Annotated in this window: 15 protein-coding genes and 1 pseudogene; all 16 read right to left on the bottom strand. The window is 47.6% G+C overall.

All coding sequences use genetic code 11. The annotated features are described in order from the left end of the window. Positions 1-6: 6 nt before the first annotated feature. Positions 7-2073, bottom strand: coding sequence for a TonB-dependent receptor (locus BDD43_RS17505; protein ID WP_246001635.1), 2067 nt, complete (start codon positions 2071-2073; stop codon positions 7-9). A gap of 199 nt (positions 2074-2272) precedes the next feature. Continuing rightward, a complete protein-coding gene (locus BDD43_RS17500; protein WP_121198894.1) occupies positions 2273-3286 on the bottom strand; it encodes a FecR family protein in 1014 nt (337 codons plus the stop codon). 93 nt (positions 3287-3379) lie between these two features. Beyond that, positions 3380-3433 carry a hypothetical protein gene (locus BDD43_RS31095; RefSeq protein WP_394339635.1) on the bottom strand — a complete coding sequence of 18 codons (54 nt, stop codon included), beginning with the start codon at positions 3431-3433 and terminating at the stop codon, positions 3380-3382. An 80-nt stretch (positions 3434-3513) separates the two neighbouring features. Then, positions 3514-3828 (bottom strand): annotated as a pseudogene (locus BDD43_RS31090) (AraC family transcriptional regulator); the annotation flags it as partial. Positions 3829-4288: 460 nt separating this feature from the next. Further along, the gene (locus BDD43_RS17490; protein WP_121198893.1) at positions 4289-4717 is read right to left on the bottom strand and encodes an SRPBCC domain-containing protein; all 429 of its coding nucleotides are present in this window, start codon (positions 4715-4717) and stop codon (positions 4289-4291) included. Positions 4718-4728: 11 nt separating this feature from the next. Further along, entirely contained in the window at positions 4729-5547 is an 819-nt protein-coding gene (locus BDD43_RS17485) for an oxidoreductase (RefSeq protein ID WP_121198892.1), read from the bottom strand. Between the two features lie 212 nt (positions 5548-5759). Beyond that, entirely contained in the window at positions 5760-6356 is a 597-nt protein-coding gene (locus BDD43_RS17480; RefSeq protein WP_121198891.1) for a sigma-70 family RNA polymerase sigma factor, read from the bottom strand. A gap of 355 nt (positions 6357-6711) precedes the next feature. After that, a complete protein-coding gene (locus tag BDD43_RS17475; protein ID WP_121198890.1) occupies positions 6712-7302 on the bottom strand; it encodes a hypothetical protein in 591 nt (196 codons plus the stop codon). Positions 7303-7467: 165 nt separating this feature from the next. After that, complete coding sequence (locus BDD43_RS17470) at positions 7468-10650, bottom strand: TonB-dependent receptor domain-containing protein (protein WP_121198889.1); 3183 nt, start codon at positions 10648-10650, stop codon at positions 7468-7470. Positions 10651-10792: 142 nt separating this feature from the next. Continuing rightward, on the bottom strand, positions 10793-11800 hold the full coding sequence (locus tag BDD43_RS17465; protein WP_147425674.1) for a FecR family protein: 1008 nt from the start codon (positions 11798-11800) through the stop codon (positions 10793-10795). A gap of 71 nt (positions 11801-11871) precedes the next feature. Beyond that, complete coding sequence (locus BDD43_RS17460) at positions 11872-12447, bottom strand: RNA polymerase sigma factor (protein WP_121198887.1); 576 nt, start codon at positions 12445-12447, stop codon at positions 11872-11874. A 311-nt stretch (positions 12448-12758) separates the two neighbouring features. After that, positions 12759-13502: a hypothetical protein gene (locus BDD43_RS17455; RefSeq protein WP_121198886.1), complete on the bottom strand. Its 744-nt coding sequence runs from the start codon at positions 13500-13502 to the stop codon at positions 12759-12761. Positions 13503-13512: 10 nt separating this feature from the next. Continuing rightward, on the bottom strand, positions 13513-16710 hold the full coding sequence (locus tag BDD43_RS17450; protein WP_246001633.1) for a TonB-dependent receptor: 3198 nt from the start codon (positions 16708-16710) through the stop codon (positions 13513-13515). Positions 16711-16874: 164 nt separating this feature from the next. Then, positions 16875-17663 carry a FecR family protein gene (locus BDD43_RS17445; protein WP_121198885.1) on the bottom strand — a complete coding sequence of 263 codons (789 nt, stop codon included), beginning with the start codon at positions 17661-17663 and terminating at the stop codon, positions 16875-16877. Positions 17664-17831: 168 nt separating this feature from the next. Continuing rightward, positions 17832-19304 carry a transposase gene (locus BDD43_RS17440; protein WP_121195838.1) on the bottom strand — a complete coding sequence of 491 codons (1473 nt, stop codon included), beginning with the start codon at positions 19302-19304 and terminating at the stop codon, positions 17832-17834. A gap of 183 nt (positions 19305-19487) precedes the next feature. Then, on the bottom strand, positions 19488-20108 hold the full coding sequence (locus tag BDD43_RS17435) for an RNA polymerase sigma factor (RefSeq protein WP_246001632.1): 621 nt from the start codon (positions 20106-20108) through the stop codon (positions 19488-19490). Positions 20109-20179 lie beyond the last annotated feature (71 nt).

The following is a 20179-nucleotide window of genomic DNA, read 5'->3' as shown; positions in this document are numbered from 1 at the left end:
ACCGCCTCATAATTGCTTATGAGACGGCCTCTTGCCTTTATAACCGTCATTGAATTTGCTGGAATTGATTTCACCCTGCGGGTTAATGACCGGGTCAAAGCGTTCGCTGATCGGCTGGTTGTTGCCAAAGCGGGAAGAGGTCGTATTTAATACCCAGAACAGCCTGTCCTTACGCCAGCCTGCGTACCCGGTTTTTAAGGTGTTGCTTACTTTTAACTTACCGGCGTTGAAGGCAAAGGGCACCGAAAGCGCAGCATCCCAGCTCAGATTTTTTTCATAAGCGCGGTTCCACCAGCGCAATACGCCCTCGCTGAAATTACTCTCCGCGGAGCCAACGGTAAAATCAGTATTGCCCGAAAAAGGATCGTCAGGTTGAGGGAAGTAGCCGAAGTTCATCGCGCGGTTATCCGGTTTTTGCTTGTCCAGAACCAGGTAACTGCCGCTCCAGTTGATCTTTATGCCTTTGCTGCCCAGGCGGTGTTCGCCTTTGAGCTGGTTTTGCCATAAAGCCGTATAGGTGGTGAGGTCATACAAACCGCCCGGGCCTTTGCTGTTTTCACCGGTGCCCAGTATTAACAACTGGTCAAGCGTACGGAAATAGAGCGCCTGGTAGCTGAGCTTGTTTTTAGCGTCGGTATAGCCGATTCCGGCCAGACCGCTGAGGTTTACATTAAAATCATAACGCTTACCGGCAAAATTGGTCAATTCATTATTGGTAGGCTCATAGCCGTCCCTGGTCATGCGCACATCCTGCGTTTCCCAGGTATTGCGGTAGCCGGCCGAAGCGATAACGCCGATCCGTTTGTCATCCTTTAAGGGGAATATATGTCCGTAGGCTGCTTGAAAATTAGGCGATACGGGCGGACTGTACCGGTATAAGGCCCAGTTATTCGCGATGTTTTTAGCAGAAACCGCACCGGCGGCCACGATGTCCTGGCTGCTTTGCCAGTCCGTGCGCCCGAGCAGTTTCCGGTGATCCGGGATCGCGCCGAAATATTCCTTTTTTTCGATCTTCAGCCCGGTGAAATATTTGCCGGTAGTCTTATTGTTATAACTTTCCCCAGCGGTTATCGTCAGGAAATTTTCGGTAGGAATGGTCTTGGTTTCCACGCCGACCAGGCCCCCGCCGAACTCTGCGCTGAGATCGGGGGTGATGGTTTTGCTGACCACGACGTTCTCGACCATGTTGGCGGGTATGATATCGAAGGAGAATTGCTTGCGGTTGAGTTCGGTGCTGGGCATGAGCTGCCCGTTCAGCATGGCGCCGTTGTATCGTTCACTCAATCCGCGTACGACGACGTATTTGTTATCAACGGTAGAAAGGCCGCTGATGCGCTTCAGCGTTTCGCCTATGTTCTTATCGGGCGTCCTGGCAATCTGTTCGGCACTGATCCCGTCGGTAATACCGGCATTGTTTTTCTGGCGGGCATACAGGCCATCTACCGATGCTTTTTTATAGCTGGAACTGATCACCACTTCGTTCAGTGCGTTGTTCGCAGGTTGGAGGGCGACATCCAGCTGGGTAAGCTTTCCTTCGCTAATAATCAGCTCTGTGATCCGTTTGGTTTGGTAAGACACAAAACTGACTTCCAGGGTATAAGTGCCCGGAACGAGGCTCAACTGGTAGGTACCATCTGTTGCAGATTGAATAGCTTGTCCCGTTTGAATGACCTTGATGGTCGCACCGGGCAGGGGTTCTCCTTTTTCGTCGATCACCTTCCCCAACACCTTGCCCGGTTTCAGGTCTGCCGGCTTTTCATCGATAATGATATAAGTGCCGTACAGCCGGTATTGCAGATGGGTATTCCGCAGGATCTTGCGCAGGGCGTCGCCCGCCATCATGCTTGCGTTGCTGAGCGTGATGCGCTTGCTCTCCTTTTGCAGGGTTTCTTCCGAATAAGAAATACGTACGCCGCTTTTTTGTTGCAGCAGCACGAGGCTTTCCTTTACGGTAGAGCCGTTGAGGCTCAGGTTGATTTTGATCTGATCTATGTTCTGCCCCTTTACCATGCCGGCCAGCAAAACGCCCGTAAAGGTGAGCTGGAGCGTTAAAAGGGCAAAGGTCAATTTCATGATAAATGGTATATGGGCACGTAGTTGTACTACAAATTGCATAAATTTGAATGTTAAGGTTGTGTAATGCACTTTAATCGGGCTTTCATGAGCATCGCGTCTGGTAAACAGTTGCTCTGAAGCTTACAAAACGCCGTTTCCGGCCTGGCCGGAGCGGTTTTTTTATCTGTCAATGTCCTGGCTTTAGTCCTCCTCTTTTTTAATGGTTATCCGTACTGATCACAAATGCGGCCTTGCCCGTTGCACGGTATTTCAGGTGCGCGGTGGCGCATAAGATATCGAGCGCGCCGTTGACCGGCCGGGTGCCGTTTACGCTGAATGAAAAATGTCTTCCCGTTATCTGACTATCGTCGAGGTAGATGCTTACATTATACCAGTTCTCCAGTTCGGCGGCAATCTCCCGGACGGATCTGGATGTAAAGGTGATCTCACCGTTTTTCCAGGCCCGCAAAGTTGCCGGATCGGTTCCGATGGCTGCTGTCTTTTCATTCGCCTTATCCCATAGGATGCCCTGGCCCGGTGTCAGTACGGCCAGTGAATGCAGGCTGCCGCTACCTTTTATATGACGATCCACCCGGACTTTTCCGGTGGCTACCTCGACCGAGAAGGCCCGGTCCCGGAAGGCGGTGACCTTGAAGGAGGTGCCGAGTACTTTGGTTTGGATATCGCCAGTGCGGATCAGGAAGGGATGGCGGGGATCTTTGGTGATCTCAAAAAAGGCTTCCCCCGAAAGGCTGATCGCTCTTTCGTTAGCGGCGAAGTGTTCCGGGAAACGGATACTGCTGCCAGGCCCGAGGTAGACCTTGGAACTATCGGGCAGCGTAATGACCGAACGTGTGCCGCGCGGATTGCTTTTTACAAGCATCGCAACGGCTTGCTGTTTACCGGCAAGGCCGAGGCCTTTTTGCAGGAAATATGCTCCTGTGCATAATATCAAAAGACAGGCGGCGGCATAAGCCAGCCAGGAGCTGCGCCACAATTTTCTTACCGGGGTTGTCTTCAGGTACTTGTCCCTGAACTCGCGGTTCCAGTCTTCCAAAGCCGCACCGGGTGCGCCCTCGTCGGCCATCGTTTCAAAATCAGCCTGCAGCAGATCGGTCAATTCCTGCTGCCATTGCGGCCGCTGCAATAATTCCTTTACGCGACGAAGTTCCTGCGGGCTGCAGTCATCCCTGATATAACGTTTTAATAATTCCCTGTCCTGGTCGTCCATATCTTACAAACCGTAAAAACCGGGCGGGATGACCAATCAAAATGCAGAAAAAAAAATAATTTGTGAATTTCTGTCATTATTCACAAGACCAAACTAATTCAACTTCCTGTATTCCTGCGGAGTTAGTCCCGTCTTATTTTTAAACAAGCGACTGAAATAGTGCGGAAGTTAAACCCTAAACGATAAGCTATTTGATTGACGGGCTCTGCTTCGCTCAATAATAATGTTTTGGCTTTTTCAATAATAAAATTATTGACGTGATCGGTTACCGTATAACCCGTTTCTTTTTTTAACAGGTCGCTTAAGTAATTTCCGGAAAGATGGATCTTATCCGAGAAATATTCAATGGATGGTATCCCTGTTTCCGCAAATTTCCCGCTTTTGAAATAGCTGTTCAGCAGGGCATGAAACTGGCTCACAATATCCGAACTTTGGGCCGACCGGGTGTTGAACTGCCTTTCGTAATAACGCCTGGCTAAGTTCAATAACAATTCCAGCGAAGAGGCGATCACGGTTTGGCTATGATTGTCTATGCGTTGCATGATCTCATTTTGGATCATATGCTGGCAATCGGTAATCGTCTTTTGTTCAGCATCCGACAAATGAAGCGCTTCATGAACCTCGTAATTAAAAAAGCTGTAATCTTCAATACGATGGCCTAATGGCGTGTTGCGAATAAGATCGGGATGGAAGAATAACATCCATCCCTGTATCTCATCTAATTCCTGTGCTTTTGATACGGACTGTACCTGGTCGGGTGCGGTAAATATCAATACCCCTTCATTAAAATCATAAGTGTTCCTTCCGTATTGCAAACCACAGCTTTTGTCTTTTAAACCAATTGTGTACAAATTAGAGGTATATTTTACGCCGATAAATTGTTCCGGGATCTCCCATTTGGAAACATCGATAATACTGATCAATGGATGGGTAGGTTTGCCAAACCCAAAGATCTCATGCAGCTGGCTGATCGACCTGATATTTTGAATGTCTTGCTTCATTTTATTGGCTGTTTTCAATGTTGCTTTTTAAAAGGATATTGTGTTGTTCAAATGCCAGTTCCATTTTTTTGACAAAACTTTTCGGCAAAAAGTACGAAAAAAGGCCCGTAAAGTATTCCCCGTGCTGCAATTCGGTCTGGGTGTCTGAAACCACTTTTAGCCGGTAATAATGTTTGGCGGCCAGCAAAAACTTTGCACCCAGTGCGCCCTGCCAAAGCAGTTCCCGGTTCTCGTGATAACGCAGCAAAACAGGATAGAACGTGCCTTTTAAAGGAACAATATAAGTAGAAATCTTTTTACCTTCCTTCATTTCCCCTGTTAATTTGCCTACAATAGGGTTCCAGTCGGGGTAGCTTTTAAAGTTGGTCAATTCCCGCCAAACCTCGTTTGGCATACCGTTGATGGTTATGGAGGTGTGATATTGCTTCATGACACTTTTTATTACTTAACCTGGCTCATAATTACTTTATCGAATACCTTATCACCAAACCATTTTCTTATCGCTATGGTTAACGCAGCCATATAACCTTTTACATACCTGGTTTTTGGCTTTTTGTCGGTAGCCGCCTTCGCAATTGTTTGCCCTAATACTTCGGCTTCAGTTGGTTGCTTGCTGGCGTTCATTTGCTCAAAATTGGCTGCAATTTTATTGGCTAAACTGGCATAAGCACCGCTACCCGAAGTTTTCCTTAAATTTTCTGTAGCGATTGCACCCCAGGGAGTTTTGATGATACCCGGTTCTACAACGACTACGTCAATGCCAAATTCTTTTAACTCTAAGCGCAAACAATCGCTCCAGCCTTCCACGGCATGTTTGGTGGCGTGGTACCAGGCGCCCATCGGTGTATAAATTTTACCACCCATTGATGATATATTCACGATCCTTCCCGACTTCTGCGCACGCATAGTTGGTAATACCAGTTGCGTTAATCTGGCCATGCCAAAAAGATTTACTTCAAACTGTCTCCTGGCCTCGTCAAGGGGTACATCTTCAACCGCGCCGTAAGAACCATACCCGGCATTGTTCACCAAAATATCAATCCGGCCTTCTTTTTCAAGGATGGTGTTTACGGCCTCCATAATGGAACTGTCGTTGGTTAAGTCCAGTGAAACAATACCCATTCCTTTGGCTTTGAGGTCGTTCATTTCGTCGGTACGTCTGGCCGCGCCGTAAACTGTATAGCCCTGGCTATAAAGGATGTTAGCTGTTGCTTTTCCCATTCCCGAACTTGCTCCTGTAATTAATGCTACTTTTTTCATGGTTGCTAAATTTTAAATTGTTGATGAATTATTTACAATACAAATTTAGCCCGGGCAATCAGGGTGGATTAACACAGTAAACGGGATGTATAACACAAATTCCGGAATGTGAAATTAACCTGTTTGGCGATTGATGAAGTTAATTTAGAGGATTTAGGCTGGAGGAAGAATTGAATTTAATTTGGGTATGATTACCTCGGCTGATAATCCGTCTAATAACCGGCCAGCAAAGTAATAGCAAGCAGTAAGGCGATATCCCCCTTTTCCCGCAGGAACTGCCGGACAATGATAAAGGCATCGGTCAGGTGGCGGTTAACGGTACGGTTGGAGATGTTCAGGCAGTCAGCGATCTCCTGGCGGCTCATGCCCTGTTCGTGCCGCATTTCCAATACCAGCCGCCTTTGCGGGGAGAGTTGTTGCAGGCCTTCACGGTACAGGTTTGTCAGTTCGCGGTAATGCAGGCGGTCATCTGCCCGGTCCGCCGATACCGGATCACGGGCGGTATCATCGTCAAACGCCAGCAGTTCGATCCTTTTTTTGCGGTACTGATCGATCAGGGCACATTGCAATAGGTGGAAAAGAAAAGGAAGGATACCGTCGGCACCAAAGTTCAGCGTCTCTTTTTTTTGCCAGGTTTTGAGCATCACGTCCATGACCATTTCTTTGGCCAGTTCCGCGTTTTTGGTATAACCGGTGGCAAACCGCAGCAATTTATAAAAGTGTAACTGGAAAATCCGGTCAAACGCGCGCTCGTCACCGTTTTGCCAGGCCTGCAGTAAGGCTGATTCATTTTGCTGGTTTGCACTCATTTCACACTTCTATCCACGGCAAATTTATCAACTGCATGTTAGCTTAATGTTAACGATATAACACCAGGCTGTGCAAATGGAATCAGTTGCTGCGCGCTTTGAAATTACCGTGCCAACCCCCAAATGATTATTCCCCATAGTACTGTACCACCAATTGCCGTCAGCATCCCGCTTAACAATAAGTTAGGATTATGAGTGCATTGCTCTTTTGTATCTTCACTAAACCGTGGTATCACAGGAAATGTATTATGCGAACGTTATCAAAATCAGCCCCGTAAATGGCAGTGGCGCTTTTTGCATCAGGAAAAAAGTATAAAAGGCAGGCTTTTCAGGGCGCTGCCTTTGTTGCTGGTTGTTAGAGATCAATTCCCTGTACGTCAATGATCCCGGCCGCGCTTGTTAACGAGACGATATGGGTACCTCTTTCCACTCCAATGTCAAAGTTGAAATAGTCCCTGTTTCTGGGTGGGTAGGTGATGAATTGCCCCGTCGCGTTATCTTTGAACTTCACAGAATATACATAGGTCTGATAACTTGCCCGATCATGGTAATAAGGCAAAACGACCGGCGCAGACAAGCCTGTCTTTTCGAAATTATGGATCACGATCCCGGTTTCGACCCGCTGAAAGGTGGTATAATCCAGGACAAATATATACAGGTCAACAGATGGATGCGCCGTATAAAAATCCCCGATCTTGTTAAAAAATACCAGGGCGGCAGAATCTTCACCCACCGGTTTGGTATTCAGCCAGCCCTTTATACCCAACTCGGGGATATAGGCCACCCGAAATGCTGAGGTTTCGTTTTTTTTGACCGTTATTGCAGTATCAGCGATCTTTTCGTTGGTGCCTTTGATGTAAACTTCCAGCTTGCCGGGAGCGCCTGCTTCAACCTGTACAGCAGGGTTTAATGGCGCATTTCCCAATACTACATTGTTGTAACGCACTTCTAAAGCAGAGGTATCCTCAGGGAGCTTTGACGCAGTAACCTGTAGTTTTCCATAAAAGGTCTGATTGGGTTTCTCCTGTTTTTTAACACAGGCAGTCAGTACAGTAATAAACCAACTGTGGTGTATAATACTTTTTTTATGTTGTTTTTCATGTTGATCAAATTAAAAGTTATAGTTAAAACTTAAGCCATAGGTACGCCCGGGTGAAGCCTGGTAATCAATAAAATCGCCTTTTTCATACAAAGAGGTAGTGGCCAGGTCCCCCTGCCTTTTTTTATAAACCCGGTTGGATTTATTGAGCAGGTTACTCAGGTTCAGTTTGAACTGCCCTTTATTTTTTAACACATTAACCGTCACTTGTCCGTCGAGGGAGGGCAACGGGGTTTCGAATAAGGATTCTTTGTAAACCTCTGATGCCCGGAATACGCGATTAGTTACGTAATTGTAGCTCAGGCTGAGGGATACCGGTTTGCTGTCGTAATAAATGCCCGCATTGTAGGTATAATTACTTGCACCGGCCTGCGGCCTGTCTACTTCTGGCAGCGCCACATCAACAACCGTTATTTTGCCTTCACGGCCCGGAAAAGCACTGTTGTAAACCACATTCATCGGCGTTACTTTAGCAAACAAGCGTGTAAAATTGCCATACAAGGTGAGGTTACGTAATACAGGCAGTCCGGTAAAAGCGAACGACTTGCGGGCCTCCAGTTCGATGCCTCTATTCTTTGCGGACAGGTCGTTCCTGAGCTCGTAGGTCCGGTTGCCCAGGTCATAAATCTCCATGGGGTGCAGCAGCTTTTTATAAAACAGGGATACGGATAGTATATCGCCAGCGCTGGGATACCATTCATAACGAAAATCCAGGTTATCGATCTTGGTGGAACGTATCGGCGACTGGCTTTGGTAGATGCCGCCCAGTTCGAAATCATATTCCTGGAAAAAAGAAAGTTCCCGCAGGTCGGGGCGGATAATGCTTTTAGCGTAAGCCAAACGCAGGTTCATCTTTTTTGTTAAACCATAAGTAAGCGCCGCCGATGGAAAAAGGTTAAACTTGGGTTCCTTTCCGTACAGATCACTGTAATCCGTCACGTCCTTATTCTTATCGATCTGGTTTTTCACAAATCGGTCCAGTACCGTGTTGACGCTGTTCAGATCATAATACTCTCCGCGCAGGCCGCCGGTAAGCCGGAATTTACCGCCTATCTTGCTGTCCAGCATGACGTAGCCGGCCTGCAGTGCGGCTTTATGCCGGTAATCGTCGCCAAAGCCGCTGATATTGATGCTGCCGCCGGGGTGAAGGCTTTGGTCGAAAACCTGGCTGAGGGGTTGCGGATCGGAAGCATTGTAGTTGGAACCCGTATTCACTACCCAGAACAGGCGGTCCTTGCGCCAGCCTGCATAGCCGGTTTTTAGGGTATTATTGAACGCCGTTTTTAAGAAGTCGAATTTTACGGGGACACTCAGGTCCAGGTTCCAGCCCAGGTTCTTTTCAAATGACCGGCTCCAGGAACGCAGCACGCCTTTGTCGAAGTTACTTTGGGGAGCAGTAATACTGAAATCGGAAGCGGGCAAATCCGGGCTGTCGGTCGCGCTGCCGATATAGTGAGCGTCCAGCTGGTGATTATCGGGCTTTTGGCGGTCAATGACCGCGTAGCTTAACAACCCTTCCAGTTTGATACCGTGGCTTCCAAATTTCTGCTCCGCCCGGAGCTGGTTTTGCCAGAGATTGGTTTGCGTGGTCAGGTCAAAATAGCCAACCGCCGGCCCGTAATCGTATTTGTCGCCTTTACCTAATAATAGTTGCTGATCAAAGGTGCGCAGATAAATGCTTTGCAGGCTGACTTTGAACTGTTGACCGGTATACCCGGCGCCGACGATCCCGCCCAGATTGGTCGTGAAACCATACCGTTTACCGGTAAAACCGTATAATTCATCTTGCTTATCATTGCCGGGATAGCCGTTACGCCCGGAAAGCACATCCGAGGTTTGCCAGGTGTTGCGGTAGCTGGCCGAGGCGTTGAAACCGATCTGGTCATTGTGCTTTAGGTTAATGACACGGGCCAACGATGCCTGGAAATTGGGCGATACCGATGGGGTATAATTGTACAGTTTCCAATTGTTGGAAAACAGCTTGGGGTCTGAATGATTGGCCGCATAATAGGTCCGGACATCTGCCGCGCTTGTCCAGTCCGTCCGCCCAAACAAAGTACGGTCTCCGGTTGCCGATCCGAAATAGCTGCGGGTTCCGATATACTGCCCCGTAAAATTTTTGCCGGTGGTTTTATCATTGTAACTCTCCCCGATAGTGATGTTGAACGAATTTTCGGTGGGGATGCTTTTGGTATTCACTTCGATCAGCCCGCCGCCAAACTCGGCGCTTTTATCCGGGTTAATGGTTTTGTAGATCGTGACATTGTCCACCATGTTAGCGGGAATAATGTCGAAGGAAAATTGCTTACGGTTCAGTTCGGTGCTGGGCATTACCTGCCCGTTCATCATCGTGCCGTTATAGCGTTCGCCCAGGCCGCGGACCACCACGTATTTGTTTTCCAGCACGCTCCCCCCGCTGATGCGCTTCAGTGTTTCGCCAATATTCTTATCCGGCGTGCGGGCAATTTGCTCCGCGCTGATGCCATCGGTTATGGCTGTATTGTTCTTTTGTTTGGCATACAGGCCTTCGACAGATGATTTTTTATAATCGCCGGTAATGGTGACGGTATTTAAGGCATTGGTAGCCGGTATCATGGCGATATCCAGCGGCGTGTTTTTACCCTCCGTTACCAAAATCCCGGTAATGCGTTTGGTCTGGTAGGAAATATAACTGACTTCGAGCGAATAGGTGCCGGGAGCCAGGCCGATTTGGTAGGTGCCGTCTACGTTGGACTGGATACCCTGCCCGGTTTCTACGACTTTGATGGTAGCCCCGGGTAGTACCGCGCCTTTTTCGTCCAGCACTTTGCCGATGATCTTGCCGGGCGCAGGCCTTTTATGGATATAAATATTCTCGCCCTCCTGCCGGAATTCGATATTGGTATTTTTAAAAAGCGATTCCAGCACGGCTTGCAGGGATTGGTTTTCCGCTGCGATGCTGACTGCTTTTTTGGCACCTATTGCGTTTACATTATACATCAGGTTAAAGCCTGATTGTTGCTGCAGGTCCTGCAATACCTTGTCGAGGCTTGCTGATTTGACGTTAATGGAGACTTTTACGTTATTGATGTTTTGCGCTTTACTGTTATTCGCCCACAGCGTGCCGCTCATGATAACGATGGCCGTGAAAGTGATAAAAGAAAGTTTCATTAGCTTAAATAAATTAAATAGTATCCCATTTAATGTTTTTTTCATTACTTTGATTTGTTTTTAATAAGTATTAAGACCCTTGTTGAAGACATTGAGCCGGGGTTGCTGTCAACAATTCCCGGTTTTTTTATGCTTATAATTTGAATAGTGTTTAGTTCATGCTGCTCTCCTTATCTTTTAATGTGTATTAATTGCACGGTGGGTTGTCTATCCACAATGTTTTACCTTTCATCCTGTATTTAAAATCATTGATCTGTTGCAGGGAACGCAGCACCTCGCTGATGGATTTGTTTTTGAACCTGGCGGTGAACAGGCAGTTCCCGCCGGCCGGGCGTTGGAGGATCACCGTGAGTCCATACCAGTTTTCCAGTTTTCTTTTGATCTCCCCGAAACCGGCATCTTTGAATAACAACATATTATCCTTCCAGGCATTTTGCATTAGCATCCCTGTAGCGCGTGTTTTATATTTTCCTGTAAGCGTATTTAACACCAGGCCCTGGTCGGGGCTTAACAGGGCCAGCACCTGGCGCTGTTTCCTGTCGATCCGCATGACCGACACCCTGCCGGTGTTTACAGATACGGCGAACTGGTGGCCATCGGGATCATTGCTGATGTTGAAAGAGGTGCCCAACACCCGGGTATCGAGATTGCCTGAATGGACAATGAAGGGCTGCTGAGCCTTATGCCTGACCTCAAAGAAAGCCTCTCCCGAATCCAGGAAAACCTCGCGGGTTTTAGCATTAAATGCGGCAGGATACCTGAACCGGGTGGCGCTGTTCAGCCAGATCTTTGAGCTGTCGGGCATGGTCAGTAAAACGCGTTCACCTTTTCGGGTTTGATAAATGTGGTAGGCTGAAGTTTGTTCAGCAACCGGCGCGGAGCTGAAATAGCGGTAAATAAAAACAACTGAGATACCTATTGCCAGCACTGCTGCGATACGAAGGAAGGGTCTGATCATTGTATAGCTAACGGCCTTCGTCTCGCGGAAAGGCAGGACTGTCGCCAGCCTTGTCCGCTGCAACAGTTCACCCGCTATCCTGTTGCGCTCAGCCGGCGTTAATACCACCTCGGTCTTTTCAGTTTGTTCAAACCAGCGGTCTACGGCGGAACGTTCGATGGGCGAAGCGTTGCCTGAAATGTATTTGGTAAATAATTTTTCGAGTTGTCTGATCTCCATATATTGCCCTATATACACATGCGTGTCAAAGGGGCAAATCGTACCATCCTATACGTGTTATTAAATTGTTAAATAATTAACAATGAATTCTAAAGGCGGGAAAGTAAAATGAGGATGAACGCTTCTTTCAGCCCTGCGCGGAGTTTTTTTAAAGCCGCGCTCAATTGGTTCTTAACAGTCTGTTCCGACAGGTTCAGCCGAAGGGCTATTTCTTTGATGCTCAGGTTTTCTTCCTTGCTCAACTGATAAATTTCTTTTAAACGGGCCGGTAGCGCCGAGATCTCCCGGTCGATAGCCAGCATCAGCTCGCTTTGCTCCAGGGGATCAAGCGTGGCAATGAAATCGGGCAATACAACGTTCGTGTAATGGAGTAATTTTTCTTCCTGTTTATTGGCGCTGGCGATCTTGCGCAGTACTTCGTAGCGCACGGCGCTGAATAAATAAGCTTCCAGGGTACCGGTCAGCTCCAGCGTAGCTGCGCGTTGCCAGTAACCGATGAAGACATCCTGAACCGCATCTTTTGCCTCGTCCTCGTCCTTCAAACGCTTAAAAGCAAAAATATACAAATGCTCCCAAAAGCGTTTAAAGACCTCCTCAAAGGCACCTGCATGGTTCACCCTAACCTTTTCTGCTAACGCGTTATCTGCTAATGCTTTTAAATCCATGCCTTGACAGGCAAAGGTAAGGGTAATTTATTACCGGGATATTAAATTGTTCTTTTCCGGTACGGGAATCAGCGGGAAAGGAAGTTCAGTACCTGGAAAATGAGCAGCCAGCAGACAGCACCCATCAATGCAACGAACAGCCCCCGGCTCAGCAAGCCAGGGTTGTGGAAGTCCTGTTGATCATTTTTTCCGTTAAATTGGGGCATGTAGGGATTTGACTAATGAATAATTGCGGGGTTGCCTATGGTATATATTTTAAATATATAAGGCAGGCTTTTCAGGGCACTGCCTTTTTATAGAATAATAAGCGACTATAATTTTATGCCTGGCACCGATGTGTCGATATTAGCATCATTGATACTGTAGATTAAAGAGGAACCACCTAAATCTTGTTCAAAAATGAAAAAATCGTTACCGGAACCAAAAGTGACAAACTGGCCTGTAGCCCTGTCTTTTAATTTACCCAGGTAGTAAATGGGGGTGGACAGGTCTGTCGGAAAGGCCCAGGGCAACGTGATCGCTGTGGGGTATAATTTAACTTTTTGAAAATCAGGAATCACGAATCCCTGCGGTACCGCATCCCCTATATTAAAGTCGAAATAAAAAAGGTAAAAATCATATACCGGGTGCGTTTTATTAAAGTCCGACAAATTGTTCAGGAATTGAAAGGAGATACTGTCTGCTGCTACCGGCTTACTGTTGAGCCAGCCCGCAATGCCAAGTTCCTTATTATAGGCCACCCTGTAGCTGGTGAGTTCGCCGCCTTTTAAATGCAGTGTCGTGTCTGCCACCAGTTCATCCGTGCCTTTTACATACACAGACAGCTTGGTAGTTGCCGCTGCTTCTACCAGCGTTCCTGGGATCCGCAGCGGTGCCTCACCGATCAGCTGCCCCTGGTAGCGTACCTCCAGTTTTGGGGTACCGGGCAGGTTGGCCACGTCTACCACCACCTTTGCGTACTGGGTTTTACCGGTAATTTCCTCTTTTTTTGTGCAAGCGCTGAATAAGACCGAAAATACGGTAAGCAGGGCTGTTAATATTTTGATATTTTTCATAAATAGATGTCTAAAAATTATAATTAAAACTCAAACCATAGGTACGGCCGGGGTTGGCCTGGTAATCGATAAAATCACGCTTTTCGTACAACAATGTGTTCGATAAAGGGCCGTCTCTTTTTGAATAGATCTTACCGGCACGGTTCAGCAGGTTGCTGATGTTGAGCTTGATCTGCGCCTTGCTTTTTAATAGGTTGACGGTCGCCTGTCCGTCAAAAGACGGCAGTGGGGTTTCAAACAACGAATTCTGGTACACGGTTGATGCCCGGAAGACGCGGTTCGTGATATAATTATAGCTCAGGCTTAACGAGAAGGCCTTATCATCATAATAAATACCCGCATTATAGGTATAGTTACTGGCACCGGCCTGCGGGCGTTCTACTTCGGGGCCGGGGTTATCCGTTACGATGATCCTGTTGGGATGCGCCGGGTCTGAGTTGCGGTAGATAACGGTCATCGGGGTTACTTTGGCGAACAGCCGGGTAAAGTTGCCGTATAAGGTCAGATTACGCAAAACCGGCAGGCCTGTAAAAGCGAGTGATTTGCGGGCCTCCAGTTCGATCCCCTTGTTTTTGGCAGACTGGTCGTTCCTGAGTTCATAGGTAGCGCTGGTTTCCGACTGGTAGATTTCCATCGGGTACTTCAGCTTTTTGTAGAACAGCGAAAAGGACAGGATCTCGCCTGCACGAGGATACCATTCGTAGCGGAAATCAAAGTTGTCGATCTTGGTGGACCTGACCGGGGTATTGCTCTGATAGATACCGCCCAGCTCGTAATCAAATTCATTGAAGTAAGCCAGCTCGCGCAGGTCGGGGCGAATGATGCTTTTCGCATAAGACAGGCGCAGGTTCATTTTCTGAGTAAGACTGTAAGTAAGGCCCGCCGATGGGAACAGGTTAAACTTTGGTTCCTGGCGCAGGACATCGGAATAATCGGTCAGGTCATTATTCTGTCTGATCTGGCCTTCCACAAACCGCTGCAATAAGGTGTTAAACCGGTTCAGGTCATAGTACTCGCCACGCAAGCCACCCGTTAAACGGAATTTACTGCCGATCTTGCTATCCAGCATCACATACCCGGCATGCAGGTTTGCCTTATTCTTGTACTGATCGCCAAAGCTCAATATATTGATCCGGCCGTCCGGATGCAATACCGGATCGAAGGCCTCGCTCAGCGCCTGCGGATCTGAACCGGCGAATCCCACACTGTTGGTGTTGGCAACCCAGAACAACCGGTCCTTCTGCCATCCGGCATACCCGGTTTTAAAGCTGGTATTCAGGGGGACTTTCCCGATGCTGGCTTTCACCGGCACCGTCAGGTCCAGGTTCCAGCTCAGGTTGTTCTCATGCGAGCGGCTCCAGTTACGCTGCGCTATTCCGCCTGCCCGGTTCCGGGGATTGAAAATGGAAAAATCCGAATTGAGTACATCGGGGCCGTCCGCTTCGCTGCCGATATAATTGGCATCAAACTGGTGATTATCCGGCTTCTGCCGGTCAAGCGCGGTGTAGCTCAGCAGCCAGTCCAGCTTGATGCCGTTTTTGCCAAAACCCTTTTCGCCCCGAAGCTGGTTTTGCAGCAGGCTGGTCTGTGTAGCCTGGTCATAATAGCCTACCGCGCGCGGGAAATCATTCTGATCGCCGGTACCCAGCAACATTTGCTGATCATAGGTGCGCAGGTAGGTGCTTTGCAGCGAAACTTTGAATGAGCCCCCGGTATAACCGATGCCTGCGATGCCCCCGAGGTTGGTGGTAAAGCTATAACGTTTACCGGTAAAGCCATAACGTTCCGGCTGGTCGCCGTCGGCTCCGAGATAACCGAAGCGGGACATGACAACATCAGCCGTTTGCCAGGTATTGCGATAGCTCGCGGAGGCGATAATGCCGATCTGGTCATTGTTTTTCAGGCCGATAACGCGTCCGAAGGAAGCCTGGAGGTTAGGCGAGGGAAGCGGTTTGTAGTTATATAATTTCCAATTGTTGGCGAACAACGCGGCAGATGAACCCTGTGCGGCATAAGCAGCCCGGATGTCGTCCAGGTTCTTCCAGTCCGTCCGCCCTAGCAAAGTCCGGTCATTGGGGGCCGAGCCGAAATAGCTGCGTGAATCGATATTCAGCGACCGGAAGTTTTTACCGGTGGTTTTATCGTTGTAATTTTCCCCGAAGCTGATGCTCAAGAAATTTTCTGTGGGAATGTTCTTTGTATTGACTTCAACCAGGCCGCCGCCGAACTCCGCGCTTTTGTCCGGTGTAATCGTTTTGTAGACTGTAACATTATCGACCATGTTACTCGGTATAATATCAAAAGAGAACTGCTTGCGGTTCAATTCGGTGCTGGGCATCAACTGCCCGTTCATCATCGTGCCGTTGTAGCGTTCGCCCAGGCCGCGGACGACCACGTATTTGTTATCCAGCACGCTGACGCCGCTGATGCGTTTAAGCGTTTCACCGATGTTCTTATCCGGCGTACGGGCGATCTGCTCGGCACTGATGCCATCGGTCATGGCTATATTGTTTTTCTGTTTGGCATACAAGCCTTCGACAGATGATTTTTTATAATCGCCGGTAATTGTGACGGTATTCAGGGCATTGGTAGTGGGTATCATCGCGATGTCTAACGGCGTGCTTTTACCTTCGCTTACGGTGATCCCGGTAACGCGTTTGATCTGGTAGGAAATATAACTGGCCTCCAGCGTGTAGGTGCCGGGTGGCAGACTGAGCTGGTAGGTACCATCCACGTTGGACTGGATACCCTGCCCGGTTTCTACGACCCTGATGGTCGCTCCGGGCAGCACCAGCCCTTTTTCGTCCAGGACCTTCCCGGTGATCTTACCGGGCTTCACCTGTTCGACGATCTTGATGGCAATAAGCGGGCCGACCTGCATATAGGTAAGGTGCATGGATTTTGAAAGGGCTGTTAGCAGATCTGACAGTGGCTGTGCCTTTGTTTCATAGTGGTCAAGCGGCAGTTCGCCTAACTTCCTGGCATAGGAGAAGGTAAATCCGGATTGCTGTTCTATGCGGTTCAGCAGGCCGGCAATATTGCCGTTATCGATCTTTACGGTGATATTGGTGCTGGAGAGGTTTTGTGAGCGCACATTGGCCGCCATTAAGATCCCTGTCAGTGTAAGGCTTACGATAGTTACCAGGAAGGCAAATCTGGTCATAACAAACAAGGTTTGAATTACATTACTTTTTGTATAATTGTTCATAGTTTTTTTAAATGATTTGTTGTCTCGAAAATGATGGATCGTAAAAGCTATACCGAGCGGAAGTGTACCACCACTTTCGCTCTATTTTTATCGCCCACCTTTGATGGATATTCAGCGTTTTTTACATAGGCAGTTTTTTTAAGGTTAATCGTTTTTTTGCTGCTTTACCAGATCAGCACCTGTTTGTTCTTGATGCTATAGTTAAATTCACCGGCAGAACCCAGTGCCTTCATCACCGATTCCAGGCTTAGGTTGTTCGCTTTCAGGCTTAATTCCGTGGCCATCAGTTTTTTGTTCTTAAAGCGGATTTTTACACCGTAAAACCTTTCGAGCCTGCGGGCTATCGCTTCCAGTTTTTCGTTCTTGAAAACCAAAGTGCCTTTTTGCCAGGCAATGATCGCCGCCGTTGCTATCGTGGAGGGGCTGAAGGCCAAATTCTTACGGTTATAACTGAGTTGTTGGCCGGGCAGTAGCATATAAGTCTTGCCGTCCCTGGCACCATTGGCGAAAACGCCCACCTTACCGCTTGCTACCGCAACGTCAAGGCCGGATTCATCCGGATAGGCCTGTATGTTGAAGGACGTTCCCAATACCTGCACAGCCAATTTATCCGTATGCACCCTGAATGGCTTGTTGGCATCATGTTTTACCTCAAAGAAGGCCTCTCCCGTCAGGAATACTTCCCTGGTGTTTTGATTGAATTCTTCGGGGTATTTTATACTGGTTTGATTGTTCAGGGTAATGCGGCTGCCATCAGACAAAGTAATGATCTTCATTTCACCGGCATGGGTGCTTGCCGTTGCCAGCTTCAATGCTTGTGGCGCCTGGCGGATACCAGCCTGGTAAATCAAAACGCCGGCTGTTAAGAACAGCAATATACCGGCTGCCGCCAGCCCCGTGCGGACGATCATCCGGCGGACCCGGCCATAACCGGCAGCGGCAGGCCGCAGCAATGCCCGAAGTTCCGTCTCCGATCTTTGACGTTGCGCTGGAAAAGAGCGAATCGTTTTATCCTTCCGCAGGTCAAGGCTCCGGAGCCAGCGCCCTATTTGCGCCTGCTCCGCAGCCCCTGCGTTACCCTCGCTGTATTCCTTAAACCTTTCGTTTAATCCCTAACTCCGCTAATTTAGGTAGTCTATGTCAATAGATTTAAAGAGGTCTTTTGTCTTTTTTGTTATTTCGGATCTTACCCAGGTGTTTCGGATTTTAGTTTGGTAGATGCTTTTTGATATTTCTACTATGTCCTTTGGTGCATATTTTGAAAGTTTGTTTGCTGTTTTTAGTCGTGTATACAACCTGTAGTATGCGATCATGGCTATAAAATTTGCCATTAACCATCCTTCCAGCACATATCGGTTCTGCATGTAGGTTTTGTCTGCAAGCAGGAAGTGCTTGTAGGCGTCAAACATGACTTCTATTTCATTGCGCTGTTTGTAGGTTTCATATAACATTTGTGCGGACACCGCTTCAGGCAGGTGATTCGTGAGTGTAAGTGTTCCAAAACGGTCAACCCGTTCAAAGAAATCAACTTCTTTATACTTATCAGGATGTGTTTGAGTACGGGTAAGGAAATCAGCTTCTTCTTCTACTCTAAGGCGCTCGTCAAGGTAAGTAGTTAGCATCAGTCCTTCTTTTTCATATTCATAATACCAGACCACCCTCTTCTGATAGGTGAAATAATTCTTTATACCTTTTTTAAAATTGGCTTGCTGTAGCGGTTCATAATCTATGAGATTATTATTTCTGTATAGTGGGATAATGAAATGAATGGAGGCAGTTTTGAGGTCAGCGACGTTTTTCTTGCTGTAAAATCCCTTGTCGGCAATGAAAACCACATCTTTGATATTTAGTTCGTCTACACATATCTTCATCGATGTAACGTCAGTAATATTCCCATTGATAAGTCTATAATACACCGGTTGTTGCATTTGTGCAGAAAAAATGTACATCAGGCGTATTTGTGGATCATAGCTATGCTGTGGATTATAACCCATTGCGTTGACTGAAAGATGTTCTGAAAGGGATGGTATGTGCGTAGAATCAATCATTACAAATTTATCCTGCATAGCTTCCCTTACCCCTAATCTGCCTTTCATCCAGCCCAGCAATAGTTCTCTGTTTTCTCCTACATATTTCAATGCAGCTGTAATTGCTTTGTCATCAAGACCTTTTGTGACCCAGTTCAGAGAACAGTAGTCATGTGCATGTTGAAACGGCATACGCTTTATTGGGTGCTGATAAGCAAAACGCATCATTGCTACTGTCAATAATGTTTGACTAACAGGCTCTGGGAAGAGTGTAAGTAAACTGGGAAGATCCTCAGCAAGCAAAGACGTAAAGAGATTATACAATCCGTATGTTTTGATATCTACTACCGGCAGGCTGTTGCCTTTATCTTTTATTAGTTTTTTATCCGACGGGACAAAGCCCTCCTTCTCGGTGATTTTACCAAGAAGTTCCAGGGTTATTTTATCCGTCCGCTTTTTTTCAGAATTATAACGATACTCAACAGCGTACTTGTAAAATGTACCCTTGATAAGCCTGATCTCTGTTTTTGGCTCTTTAAATTTTTGAATCCAGGAAGGTAACGACATAGACAACCTAATTAGGTAGCCCAAAATAAACAAAAAAAGGAACAATCAAGCGTTGTTCCACTATATTTTTCAAAATAGACGGGGTAATTATGCGGAGTTAGGGGTTAATTTGTTTTCTTCCTGCATATGCCCTTATAAGTAGCAAACCGGAAAAAGTACCAGAAAGAAATCGTTAAGTTATTATTAAATATTTGTTAAGCAGACCAGGGCGAGTAAGCCGGCGGCGGATAGTCCCGATTGGGCGGTTGCCTGCCGCAGGCGGGTGAGCGCGTTGCTGATCTGGTTTTTTACCGTTTGCGGGGAGAGGTCCAATTGCGCGGCGATCTCCGCGATAGAATAATCGTTGCTGCGGCTCATCACAAAGATTTCGCGCATTTTCTCGGGCATCGCCTCAATAGTCCGGTTAATGGTATCGATCAGTGCTTCGTAATTGAGCTCGGCCTCGTAGATATCTCCTGCTGCTGTTACAGGCCCGGTTTCCTGTTCGCTTTTCAGGAATTCAGCAAAGTGACGGAACTGCTGCTGCCGGAAACCCTTGGCGCGGAAATGGGAAGATAACTTGAACCATAAACGGTTCTTCAGGTAATTTTCCAGCGGGTTATGGATAAAAAGATCCGCCCGCTTAAGCCATAGCTCGGTAAAAAGATCTTGCAGCAGGTCGTAGGCTTCGTTTTCGTCCCCCAATTTTTTAAGGGCTAGGCCAAACAGCAGGTCGTAATGCCGGCGGTGCATTTCCCCGAACGAATCGTAATCACCCTTGCGGATCATTGCCAGTAATTGCTGTTCGCCTGTTTCGGTCATCATCGCCGGTAAAGGTAATCACTGTTTATTAAATTAGTTTAAAGAGATCAGACGCCTGAAAACGTTTGATTTTA

It is taken from the genome of Mucilaginibacter gracilis, assembly GCF_003633615.1.
GTDB classification, from domain to species: Bacteria; Bacteroidota; Bacteroidia; order Sphingobacteriales; family Sphingobacteriaceae; genus Mucilaginibacter; species Mucilaginibacter gracilis.
This window is presented reverse-complemented; position numbering and strand designations above follow the sequence as displayed.